At 62.5% G+C, this 13,112-nt stretch carries 4 protein-coding genes and 2 pseudogenes (2 of these 6 cut by a window edge); 4 read left to right on the forward strand and 2 right to left on the reverse strand.

Annotated elements, in window-relative coordinates; all coding sequences use genetic code 11:
• The 3 genes and pseudogenes from EYQ35_09840 to EYQ35_09850 all read left to right on the forward strand — a co-directional run.
• A pseudogene (locus EYQ35_09840) lies at positions 1-1,575 on the forward strand (hypothetical protein) (it extends 1,098 nt beyond the left edge of the window).
• The gene (locus EYQ35_09845; GenBank protein ID HIF64438.1) at positions 1,532-2,554 is read left to right on the forward strand and encodes a hypothetical protein; all 1,023 of its coding nucleotides are present in this window, start codon (positions 1,532-1,534) and stop codon (positions 2,552-2,554) included. Before EYQ35_09840 ends, EYQ35_09845 begins: the two are co-directional and overlap by 44 nt.
• A gap of 177 nt (positions 2,555-2,731) precedes the next feature.
• Positions 2,732-3,400: an HAD family hydrolase gene (locus tag EYQ35_09850; protein HIF64439.1), complete on the forward strand. Its 669-nt coding sequence runs from the start codon at positions 2,732-2,734 to the stop codon at positions 3,398-3,400.
• Here EYQ35_09850 and EYQ35_09855 read toward each other — a convergent pair.
• Positions 3,377-5,023: an acyl-CoA synthetase gene (locus tag EYQ35_09855; GenBank protein ID HIF64440.1), complete on the reverse strand. Its 1,647-nt coding sequence runs from the start codon at positions 5,021-5,023 to the stop codon at positions 3,377-3,379. The two genes, EYQ35_09850 and EYQ35_09855, sit on opposite strands and share 24 nt — an antisense overlap.
• Positions 5,024-5,075: 52 nt before the next feature.
• Positions 5,076-6,269 carry a lipid-transfer protein gene (locus tag EYQ35_09860; GenBank protein HIF64441.1) on the reverse strand — a complete coding sequence of 398 codons (1,194 nt, stop codon included), beginning with the start codon at positions 6,267-6,269 and terminating at the stop codon, positions 5,076-5,078.
• Between the two features lie 668 nt (positions 6,270-6,937).
• Between EYQ35_09860 and EYQ35_09865 the strand changes: the two are divergent.
• Positions 6,938-13,112, forward strand: a pseudogene (locus EYQ35_09865) (hypothetical protein); it runs 110 nt beyond the window's last position.

Consider the following 13,112-nt stretch of genomic DNA (forward strand, 5'->3'; position numbering starts at 1 on the left):
GGTGCCTGCGCGGCCTCCGGGGTGGAATCGTGCGTGGGGGGAGCAATCGAGAGCACCTGTACCCCTGGCGTACCGGCTGCCGATGACACCACCTGTGACGGCATTGACGACGATTGCGATGGACTTTTTGACGAGGATTTCGTTGGCTCGAGCACGACTTGTGGCACTGGTGCCTGCGCGTCCGCCGGGGTGGAATCGTGCGTGGGTGGAGCAATCGAGAATACCTGTAGCCCGGGCGCACCGGCTGCCGACGACGCCACCTGTGACGGGCTTGATGACGATTGCGACGGCTCTTTCGACGAGGATTTTATCGGTGGAAGCGCAACTTGTGGCACTGGTGCCTGCGCGGCCTCCGGGGTGGAATCGTGCGTGGGGGGAGCAATCGAGAGCACCTGTACCCCTGGCGCACCGGCTGCCGATGACACCACCTGTGACGGCATTGACGACGATTGCGACGGCCTTTTTGACGAGGATTTTGTCGGGGCGAGCGCGACTTGTGGCACTGGTGCCTGCGCGTCATCGGGGGTGGAATCGTGCGTGGGGGGAGCAATAGTCAACAACTGTACTCCGGGCGTGCCAGCTGCCGACGACGCCACCTGTGACGGGCTTGATGACGATTGCGACGGCTCTTTCGACGAGGATTTTATCGGCGGAAGCGCGACTTGTGGCACTGGTGCCTGCGCGTCATCGGGGGTGGAATCGTGCGTGGGTGGATCAATAGAGAGCACCTGTACCCCTGGTGCACCGGCTGCCGATGACACCACCTGTGACGGCATTGACGACGATTGCGACGGGGTAGCGGACGAAGATTTCGCAGCCCAGGCCACCAGCTGCGGCGTCGGCGAGTGTGCGGCGACGGGCTCAGCGACTTGTGTCGGGGGAGTGCTGAGCGACGACTGCGCGCCGGGCGCGCCAGCTGCCGACGACGCCACCTGTGACGGGCTTGATGACGATTGCGACGGGGTAGCGGACGAAGATTTTGTCGGGGCGAGCGCGACTTGTGGCACTGGTGTCTGCGCGTCCGCCGGGGTGGAATCGTGCGTGGGTGGATCAATAGAGAGCACCTGTACCCCGGGCACGCCAGCTGCCGACGACGCCACCTGTGACGGCATTGACGAAGATTGCGACGGACTTTTCGACGAGGATTTTATCGGTGGAAGCGCGACTTGTGGCACTGGTGCCTGCGCGTCCTCGGGGGTGGAATCGTGCGTGGGGGGGGCAATAGAGAGCACCTGCACCCCGGGCGTGCCAGCTGCGGACGACGCCACCTGCGACGGAGTCGACGATGACTGTGATGCCTCTATTGACGAAGATTTCGCAGCCCAGGCCACCAGTTGCGGCGTGGGCGAGTGCGCGGCGACGGGCCTGCAGACCTGCGCAGCGGGTTTACTCGGCGACGGTTGCGCGCCGGGTACGCCAGCTGCTGACGACGCTAGCTGTGACGGTCTTGATGACGATTGCGACGGGGTAGCGGACGAAGATTTCGCAGCCCAGGCCACCAGCTGCGGCGTGGGCGGATGTGCGGCGGGCAGTGCTGAGCGACGACTGCGCGCCAGGCACGCCGGCTGCCGATGACGCCACCTGTGACGGAGTAGACGATGACTGCGATGGAGAGGTCGACGAAGATTTCACCGATTGCGAAGACGGTGACGCCTGCACCGAGGATACCTGCGGCCCGGGGGGCGTTTGCGAGAGCGTCTTGCTGGACGGTACTCCTTGTGAGGACGGTGACCCCTGCACTATCAACGATACCTGTTCATCGGGGGTCTGTGTCCCGGGTCTAGACAGGTTCTGCAACGACGGGAATCCCTGTACCGATGACGCTTGCCTTACAGAGGGTTGCGTCTACAGCGCCAACTCTGCCGTGTGCGATGATGGAGACCCGTGCACCCTGCTCGATGCCTGCTCCGCTGCTGTCTGCGTGGGAAGCGTGGCTGATGACTGTGATGACCAGAACGATTGTACCGTCGATAGCTGTGAGTCGGGCAACGGCTGTGTATACGAAGTTACAGGCGGTTCTTGTGAGGATGGTGATTTCTGTACGGTGACAGATACTTGCACTGACGGTCAGTGCGTGGCCGGCGATGCCAGGGAGCTGGGCGAGATCATCATAAAGGCAATCACCAAAGATGGGGCGGCCAGGGACAAGTTGTTGGTCAAGGCCGAGCTTCCACTGGCGGGCATAGAATCTACCCCCGACCAGGGCTTCGTGCTCGCGCTTGCCGATGAGAACTTTGTGCCCATGTACCTGTCGACGCTTCCTCCTGGCGCCTTCAGCTCTAACTCGAATGGCAGTTCCTTTAAGTTCAAGGACAAGGACGGCTCGGTTGAAGCCGGAAACAAACTGGTGCTGGTCAAGGTGCGCTACCACTACAAGTCTGGAACCATGAAAGTGAAGGCGAAAATGAAAGGCGCCGACATACAAGCGATGTCGGGAAGGTCTGCGGTGACCGCTTCACTGGCCCTGGGTGACCCCGCCTCCACCGGTGACTGCCTCAGGGCCTTATCCTTGCCCTGTTATCCGAAGTCGTATTCGGTTAACATCTGTCGCTGAGCAGTTACTGGGAAGCCGGCACGGGCCACGTTCGCAACAGTCCGTCCTGTTGCGCAGTTTTCAGGCCAGGAAGGAGAAGCGATGAGGGTAGTCGTAACAGGCGGGGCGGGTGACGTTGGCAGCAAGGTCATTGCCGACCGTGATCTCGACCGGCCCGTCTCCTTCGAGTAGTCGCCGGTGCAGCGACAACAATCCAAGTGTAACGGGGTCGTGTTTGATCTCGACGGAACTCTCATTGACTCGCTGGCCGATCTGGCCAATTCCAGCAACGAAGTGCTGGCGGGCATGGGATATCCGGTTCACGCCCACGAGGCGTATCGCTACTTCGTGGGCGAGGGGATCGTCCTGCTCATGGCCCGGGCACTGCCCGCGCATGCGGCGGCAGACCCGAGGGTAATTGAGCGCTGCGTTGGCGCGGTTCGCAAAGTTTACGCCCGCCGCTGTCGAGAGCACACCAGGCCTTACCCCGGCATAAAGGCCATGCTCGCCGAGCTGGGCTCTCGCGGGGTCCCGTTTGCCGTGCTGTCCAACAAGCCCGACTACTATACCCGTCGGCTGGTACGCGAACTTTTCGGAAGGTTTTCTTTCGCGGCGGTCGTCGGAGCCCGGGATGATGTGCCCCGCAAGCCGTCGCCGGTTTCGGCCAGGCGGGTGGCCGCGCGCCTGCAGCTGCCGGCCCATCGTTGCCTGCTCGTGGGCGACACCCCCACCGATCTCGCCACCGCCAGATCTGCCGGCATGATGCCGGTCGGGGTCGAGTGGGGATTCAGGGACCGAAGAGAGCTTCTTGATGCGGGGGCCGCCGTGGTGCTCGCGCGGCCCTCAGGATTGATCGACCTGGCCTGAAGCCTGCTCGCGGGCCCAGGCGTAGTCGGCCTTGCCGCTGGGGCTACGGCGTATCTCGTCAACGAAGACCCAGTCGCGGGGAAGCTTGTAACGCGCGATGTGCTCAGCGCAGCCAAGCCTCAGCTCCTCTGCCGTGGTGTTCGCACCGCGCGCCAGTTGCACTACCGCCACGACTTCCTGCCCCCAGCGTTCGCTGGCACGGCCGACCACTATGGCATCGTATACGCCAGCGTGGTGCTTGAGGGCCTGCTCCACCTCCTCGGCAAAGATTTTCTCTCCGCCCGAGTTGATGGTCACCGAGTCCCGACCGAGAAGTTCGATTCGACCGTCCGCCGACCAGCGGGCCCTGTCGCCGGGCACCGAGTAGCGGGTGCCATCCACCAGCGGAAAAGTACGCAGCGTTTTTTCTTCGTCGCCGAGGTAGCCAAGCGGTATGCGGCCACTGCGTGCAAACCAGCCGGTGTCCGTGTTCTCGCGTGGCAGTTTCCCGGTCAACTCGGCGTCGAGCACGAGGCTTCCCGGGGCGGCCTCAAAACTGCCGGTAGCCACCTCGCCACCATCGCGGCTGTAGTGGTTGCCCTGGTTGCCGCTCTCCGATGATCCCACGGCGTCGAGTATGGTCAGACCCGGGATCTGTTCGACCAGGCCCTGCTTGACCTCTACGCTCAGCGCGGCGCCGCCAGTTATGAGCGTGCGCAGGCAGGGCAGGTCGTAGTTGCCCGCCTGCAGTTCGGCCAGCAGGGGCCGGCCGAAGGCATCCCCGATGATGAGCAGCGCAGTGGCTCGTTCTTGTGCCACTGTTTTGAGCAGGCCGGCCGGGTCGAGGCCGCGGGAGTTGTTCCTGACGATAACCGTGCCACCGGCGGCGAAGGTGCTGAAGGCGCTCCAGTGGGCTGCGCCGTGCATGAAGGGGGAGGCCGGCAGCACCCTGGGTTCCCGGCCCGTAGCCCGTTCGGCTATTTCATCGAGACTGGTGAACTCCCTGCCACGTCGGTCCGTACCCCCCAGCGCAGCGGCAAAAATGTCGGCCTGTCGCCACAGCACGCCCTTGGGCATTCCTGTCGTGCCGCCGGTGTACAGCAGGTAGAGGTCATCGGGCGAAGGCTGCAGGCCGGGGTCGAGCTCGGGGGCCGTGGCCAGGGCCCGCTCGTAGTCCAGCGCGCCTTGCAGCAGCGGTTGGCCCGAGCCGTCGTCAACCTGCAGCAGCAGCTCCACGCCGTCGAGTCGCGGGAGCACTCGGGCGAGGGTGGGCGCCAGCGAAGCGTGGTATACCAGCGCGCGCAGGCCCGCGTCGCGCAAGAGGTACTCGAGTTCTTCTTCGACGTATCGGTAGTTGACGTTGAAGGGAGCAACGCGTGCAGCAAACGAGCCGAGCATGCCTTCGAGGTACTCCGGGCAGTTGTACAGGTACAGTCCCAGCGTGGTCTGTCCCGACTGCCAGTTCTTGAGTTCGTTACGCTCGGCGAAGGGCGCCAGGCCGTGCGAGGCCAGGAGCCCGGCCAGCTTGAGCGAGCGGGTCTCCAGCCGGCGGTAGTCCAGGCGTCGAGAGCCCTGTACCAGGCACTCGCGGTTGGGAACGGCTGCCGCGACCGCTCGAAAGACCGACCAGAGGTTGAATTCCATGCCTGCGTTGTGCCTCCGGGCAATCTCAGCCGGGCAACACCAAGCGGGGGGATCAGTCCCAGCCGGCCAGGCGGTACATCGCGACCACGGCCGCGCCACCCAGCCCGAGGTTGTGTTGCAGCGCCACCTTGGCTCCATCGACCTGCCGCTTGTCGGCTTCGCCGCGCAGCTGCCAGCTCAGTTCCGCGCACTGGGCCAGCCCGGTAGCACCCAGGGGGTGGCCCTTGGATATCAAACCACCCGACGGGTTGACCACCGTCTTGCCGCCGTAAGTAAACGCGCCCTCGTCGGTCATAAGCCCACCTTCGCCTTCGCCGCACAGGCCGAGGCCCTCGTAGGTGATCATCTCGTTGCACGAAAAGCAGTCGTGCAGCTCCACCACGTCCACGTCCTCGGGGCCGACGCCGCTTTGCTCGTACACGTCCTGCGCGGCCTTGGCCGTCATGTCCTGGCCCACCAGCTTTATGCAGCTCTTTTCAAACGAACTGGGAAAGTCGGTGGTCATCGACATGCCGATTATTTCGACCGCCTTTGCCTGCAGGCCGTGCTTGCGCACGAAGTCTTCGCTGGCCAGTATCGCGGCTCCCGAGCCATCGGAGGTCGGGCAGCACTGCAGCTTGGTGAGTGGTTCGTAGATCGTGGGGGCGGCCAGTATTTCTTCGAGCGAGTACTCGTCCTGGAACTGCGAGTAGGGGTTGTTGATCGAGTGCTTGTGGTTCTTCATTCCGATCTTCGCAAACTGTTCGGGCGTGCTGCCGTAGCGATCCATGTGTTCGCGTCCTGCGTTGCCGAAGAACTGCGGCGCTACAGGCGCCTCGGCCAGCTCGCGCACGCCCAGCATGGTATTGAGGTGCCGATCCATGGGGATGGTGCGATCAGTGTACTTGATGCCCAGCGAGCCCTTCTCCATCTTCTCGAAGCCGAGCGCCAGCGCGCAGTCGGCGAGCCCGCCTTCGATGAACTGCTTGGCCATGAACAGAGCCGTCGAGCCGGTGGAACAGTTGTTGTTTACGTTGTAGACCGGGATGCCGGTCAGCCCCAGCTCGTATACCGCGCGTTGCCCACAGGTGGAGTCCCCGTAGCAGTAGCCTACGCAGGCCTGTTCAACTTCCTCGTAGGGAATGCCGGCGTCTTCGAGGGCCCGGGTTCCCGACTCCCGCGCCATGTCGGGGTAGTCCCAATCGCGGGCTCCCGGCTTTTCAAACTTGGTCATGCCCACGCCTACGACGTACACTTTTCTTCCCATCGGTAGATTCTCCTTTTCGGGATTGCTGATGTGACGCGCCGAGCGGGGCCGGTCTGATGCAGCCGGCCCGGCGGCTCCCGAAAGCCACTGCGCAGGGCTGTTATACAGAGTTTTTCTGTACAGACCAGCCGCAGCAGGGCCACCGTTGGGCTGGGCGCGAGCCCGCGAGTTGGGCCTTGCGCGGCTGGGTGTGCTGTCCCCCGGATGGGCGGGCGGGTTACCGGTCTCGTTGCCTGGTTGATTAAATTATTTTGTCCACCACGGGTGGCGAGGATCCTGTGCGTTTGCGCAAAGCATGACCTTTGCTCGACTTGTTGCGCTGCCGCAGAGTAATCGGCGGCCCGGGCAGCAGGCAAGCTGCCAGGCTGCTGTTCTTCGAGAATTCCGAGCCAGTGACCGTACGCCCTTTTTATTGGTTTGGAAGCTAATGGCCCGCTCCCCTGGCGGCCGTGCGGTTTCGCGCGCAGCCATACCCGTTCGGGTGGTAGCCAGGCATGGAGCAACAAGGGGGGGGGGCTGAAAGCTGGTCTCCATCTGAAAGTCTTTATAGGCCGACCCCCTTGACAGGATGTGCAAAGCCCCGGTCACTCGATTGCTGGGATTCATTGGGGTTCCACGGACTGAAAACCGTGGCTTTACCAGACTAGTGAATTCCGGGGGTTACTAACTTGAAGAAGATAGCTGTTGTCTTATCGATTGCCCGTGTACTGGTGACCGCGGCGCTGGCGAGTGCCGTCGTCTTCTCGGCCGCAGAGGCCGGGGCGGCCCAGGTCCAGCTCAACGGTGTACCGTCTTCAGCCGCACCGGGAACGGCATTCACCGCCGAGCTCGTGGTCGACACCGGTTCGGCGTCGATTCCGCTGGGGTCTTACTCGGCGACTATCTCCTGGTCCCCCGACCTGCTTTCGGCGGGTACGTGTGTTGGAGGCACCACGCTTGAGTTTTCAGGTGCCCCCTTCGTCAATACCGGTACGGCCCAGGTCGCGGTAGCTGGGTTCAACCTGATGAGCCTGGCCTCACCCGGCGGCGGCGTCAGCGTCGCTGAGATTCCCTTCACGATCACGGGTGGGGCGGCCGGGCAGACCATAGATCTCTCCTTTTCCAACGTAGTGGTTTCGGACACCAACGGCGCAGCAATTCCGGTAAATACTCTTGGTGCATCGATAGTATTGGGAGCCGAATGTGGCAACGGTATAGTGGAGGCCGGCGAGACCTGCGACGATGGAAACAACATAGCCGGCGACTGCTGTGCCGCTGATTGCACGGCTGAAGTAAGCGCCTGCAATGACGCTAGCGTCTGCACCACCGACGACGCCTGCAGTGCGGCCGGCGTTTGCGAGGGCACGGCCCTCGACTGCAGCGACGGCAACGTCTGTACCGACAATATCTGCGACCCGATCAGCGGTTGCCTCAACCTTACCAATAATGCTGCCTGCAGTGATGGAGACCCCTGCACCAGCGGTGACCAGTGTGCTGTCGGCGTCTGCGTGAGCGGTGGGCCCACTACTTGTGATGACTCCAACGCCTGCACCACCGACAGCTGTGCGGCCGCGGTCGGCTGCCAGTTCGTACCCGGATTGGTTGACTGCAACGACGACAATGGCTGCACCGATGATATTTGCGACCCGTTAAGCGGTTGCGTGAAAAGCGACAACAGCTTGTCCTGTGACGACGGTAGCGCCTGCACGACGAATGATACCTGCACCGCGGGGTCTTGCGTTGGTGGCCTTCCTCCGGGCTGTGACGACAGCAATAACTGTACGCTTGATAGCTGTGATGATGTAGCCGGCTGCGTAAACGCCGCACTGGCCGATGGTAACGCCTGCCTTGACGGCGACGTCTGCAACGGTGCAGAGACCTGCCAGGGGGGATCCTGCAGCGGTGGTTCGGCCATGGACTGTGACGATCAGAATTCATGCACCGGCGACAGTTGCGATTCACTGAGTGGATGCGCGAACGTTTCGGTGGGCGACGGAACGAATTGCAACGACGGTGACGCATGCACCACCGCTGACACCTGCTCTGCGGGTTCCTGCGTGGGCGGAGCGGCTCCCGATTGCAACGACAGTGATCTCTGCACTGCCGACAGCTGCGACTCAGCCTCAGGCTGCGCGAACACGGATATATCGGCCGACTGTACCGACGCCAACGGCTGCACTACCGACAGCTGTGACTCGGCCTCGGGCTGCACCCATGCCAACAACACGAACCCCTGCGACGACGGCGACGCCTGCACGACCGGCGACGTGTGCGCTGCCGGTGCCTGCGGTGGCGTTGATACCTCTGTCGCGGACTGCGACGATGTCAATGGCTGCACTGACGACAGCTGTGATGCTGCCAACGGTTGTGTGAACGCGGCCAACTCGCTCGCCTGCGACGACGGCAACGCTTGCACTCAGAGCGATAGCTGCTCTGCTGGAATCTGCCAGGCCGGCGCTCCGGTAGTCTGTAACGACGGAGACGTGTGTACCGACGACCAGTGCAACGAGGCCGACGGAAGCTGCTCCAGTTCTGGTAACACCGGGCCGGCCTGCGATGATGGCAACCCTTGCACCACGGACGACAGCTGCCAGTCCGGCACCTGTGTCGGTGGCGCGGCCACGGACTGCGGCGACGGCAATGTTTGCACTGATGACGTCTGTAACTCGGCCAGCGGTTGCTCGAACCCGGCCAACGTTGCTACCTGCGATGATGGCCTTTTCTGCAACGGCGACGACGTGTGCGCGGCCGGCGCGTGTGGTCACGCGGGCGATCCTTGCGCTGCTGGAGCCACTTGCAACAACAGCTGTAACGAGACCGCTGGCAATTGTTTGAATCCTGCGGCTACTTCCTGCACGGCCAACCCCGATACCTGTACGCTGGAGCAGTGCGATGGGTTGGGCTCGTGTGTGCCCGCCCCGACGGGCATCGAGAACGCTGGCCCCGTGAATCCTGACAACGGCTTTCCGGGCTACTACATTGATACGGCCGGTATAGCGCTCGAGCTCTGCCTGCAGCCGGGAGCCTGTTTTGACCCGCAGCTGGATCTTCCCGACCCCTCGGCACCGGTTTCTTTTCCGGCTAACTTTCCCGAGGAGGCTTTCTGGTGGATGGGCGAGGCGGTCCTGGCCACGCCGGCCGGTGGCCAACTGAGGCTGAGCATGGCGCTGGAGGGAACCTTCGGTGGTGGCGTGGTATCGGACGGCGACCAGATCGCTTTCACTCGGGTGAGGATCAAGGGCACCGGCCTGTCACCGTTTGCGAGCTATGTCATGTCGCACCCCTACGGTACTGAGACTGTCGTGGCCGACGGCCTCGGCGAGGTTAATTTTACCGAGGACATAGACATTTTTGGACTCGCGGCTGTCGCGCCCGGTGACGGCGGCATAGGCCCGTTCCTGGTCTGGGACGACGGTACGGCCCCGCTGGGAACCATCGGAAGCCCGTTGGTCGCTCATACGGTAACGGGTAGCCCCTGCAACCAGAACTATTTTAGAGTAGATGGCCCGGGCCTGGGAACGGCCAGCCTGGAAACCGATCTTTTCTCTGTGCTGGGTCACACGGTTGATCCCTGTGGCAACGGCTTTGTCGACTACGGGGAGCAGTGCGACGACGGCAACACCCTCAACGGTGACTGCTGCACGTCGAGCTGTGGCCTGGTGGCCGCGGCAACTGCGTGTACCGACCACGACGTGTGTACCGACAACGGTGTCTGTGATGGCCTGGGTGCGACCTGCCCTGTGGCCAGTTTTACGGTAGCGCCTTGCGATGACGGCGATGCTTGTACCACGACTGATACCTGTGCTGCCGGCACCTGCGTTGGCGGTATAGCACCGGTCTGCGATGACGAATTGTTCTGCACGGGTGTTGAGAGTTGCGATTCAGTGCTGGGCTGCGTGGACAACGCTGACCCGGTCGCCGACGATAACGTGGCTTGCACGGATGATTCCTGCGACGAGGTCAACGACGTCATAGTCAACGCGGTCAATGACGCTTTCTGCGACGACACACTGTTCTGTACCGGTGTAGAAACCTGCGACGCTACCCTGGATTGCCAGGACAACGCCGACCCCCTGGCCGACGACGGCGTGGGCTGCACGGATGATTCATGCGACGAGATCAACGATGAAATTGTCAACGCGATCAACCACGGCAGCTGCGACGACAACTTGTACTGCACGGGTGTTGAAAGCTGTGATGCTCTGACGGGTTGCCAGGACAACACAGATCCCGATCCCAACGATGGCGTGGCCTGCACGGTTGATACCTGCGACGAGGTCACCGACTCGCTGGTCAATACCATCAACCACGGCGCTTGCGATGACGGCGAGTTCTGTACGGGCGTGGAGAGCTGCGACGCTGCGCTGGGCTGCCAGGACAACGCGGATCCGGTTGTCGACGATAGCGTGGCTTGCACGGATGATTCCTGCGACGAGGTCAACGACGTTATCGTCAACGCGGCCAATGACGCGCTCTGTGACGACACACTGTTCTGCACCGGTGTAGAAACCTGCGACGCGACTCTCGGCTGCCAGGACAACGCTGACCCGGATCCCAACGACGGCGTGCTCTGTACGGTTGATACCTGCGATGAGGCCACCAACTCGCTGGTAAACACCGTCGATGACGCTGCCTGCGATGACGGCGAGTTCTGCACGGGCGTGGAGAGCTGCGACGCTACTCTCGACTGCCAGGACAACGCGGATCCACTGGCTGACGATGGTGTGGGCTGCACGGACGATTCCTGCGACGAACTGAACGACCTGATCGTCAACGCTGTCAATGACGGTAACTGCGAAGACGGAAACCTCTGCACTTCAGATTCCTGCGACGCGGTTTCGGATTGTCTAAACGCCAACAATACCTTGGCTTGCGACGACGGCAATGCCTGTACCACCACCGACACCTGTTCGGCCGGTGCCTGCGATGGCGTTGATACCTCTGTCGTGGATTGCGACGACGGCAACTTGTGCACCGACGATAGTTGTGACGTGGCAGCGGGCTGCGTGAACGGAGACAACGTGCTGGCTTGCGACGATGGTAACGCCTGCACCACGGCCGATACCTGTGCGGCCAGCTCCTGCCTGGGCGGTATCGCTCCGGATTGCGACGACGCTAACGGTTGCACCGACGATTTCTGTAACTCGATCGACGGCTGCATCAATGCTTCCAACGTGGCGCTCTGTGACGACTCGGATGCCTGCACCACGCTGGACACCTGCTCGGGTGGGTCTTGCGTGGGCGGTGTAGCACCGGTCTGTGATGACGGCTTCTTCTGCACCGGTGTAGAGAGCTGTGACACGGCGCTTGGTTGCCAGGACAACGCCGATCCGAACGCCGACGACGGCGTGGCCTGCACCGACGACAGCTGCGATGAGATCAATGATGTAATAGTCAACGCCGTGAACGACGGGCTTTGCGATGACCTCCAGTTCTGCACGGGCGTAGAGACCTGCGACGCAACTCTCGGTTGCCAGGACAACGCCGATCCGCTGGCCGACGATGGCGTGGCCTGCACGGATGATTCCTGCGACGAGGTTCACGACGTCATAGTCAACGCGGTCAACGACGCGCTCTGTGACGATGGCCTGTACTGCACGGGCGTAGAAACCTGCGATGCGGCGGCTGACTGCCAGGACAACGTCGACCCGCTTGCCGACGATGGGGTTTTCTGTACCGATGACAGCTGCGACGAGCTGAACGACGTCATCGTCAACGCCGTCAACGACGGCAACTGCGACGACGGGCTGTATTGCACGGGCGTAGAGACCTGCGATGCAGCGGCTGACTGCCAGGACAACGCTGATCCTGTCGCCGACGACGGCGTAGCCTGCACTGATGATTCCTGCGACGAGGTTCACGATGTCATCGTGAACGCAGTCAACGATGCTAACTGCAACGACGGGCTGTATTGTACGGGCGTAGAGACCTGCGATGCGGCGGCTGATTGCCAGGACAACGCCGATCCGAACGCCGACGATGGGGTGTTCTGTACCGATGACAGCTGCGACGAGCTGAACGACGTCATCGTCAACGCGGTCAACGACGGCAACTGCGACGATGGCCAGTTCTGCACTGGCGTAGAGACCTGCCACGCGACCATGGACTGCCAGAACAACGCCGACCCCAACGCTGACGATGGCGTGGCCTGCACCGATGACAGCTGCGACGAGGTCGCTGATGTAATAGTCAACGCCGTCAACGACTCGAACTGCGGCGACGGGCTGTACTGCACGGGCGTAGAGACCTGCCACGCGACCATGGACTGCCAGGACAATGCCGATCCCAGCGCGGACGACGGCGTGGCCTGCACCGACGACAGCTGTGACGAGATCAACGATGTCATCGTCAACGCCGTCAACGACTCAAACTGCGACGACGGCCAGTTCTGCACGGGCGTAGAGACCTGCCACGCGGCAATGGGCTGCTTGGACAACGCTGATCCCAACGCCGACGACGGCGTGGCCTGCACCGACGACAGCTGTGACGAGATCAACGATGTCATCGTCAACGCCGTCAACGATTCTAACTGCGACGACAGCCTGTTCTGCACCGGCGTAGAGACCTGCCACGCGGCAATGGGCTGCATGGACAACGCTGATCCCAACGCCGACGACGGCGTGGGTTGCACCGACGACAGCTGTGACGAGTTCAACGATGTCATCGTCAACGCCGTCAACGACTCAAACTGCGACGACGGGCTGTACTGCACCGGCGTGGAGACCTGCCACGCGGCAATGGACTGCCAGGACAACGCCGATCCGCTGGCCGACGATGGCGTGGCCTGCACGGATGATTCCTGTGACGAGATCAACGATGTCATCGTCAACGCCGTCAACGACTCAAACTGCGACGACGGGCTGT

It is taken from the genome of Candidatus Binatota bacterium (assembly GCA_012960245.1).
Lineage (GTDB): Bacteria > Desulfobacterota > Binatia > UBA1149 > UBA1149 > UBA1149.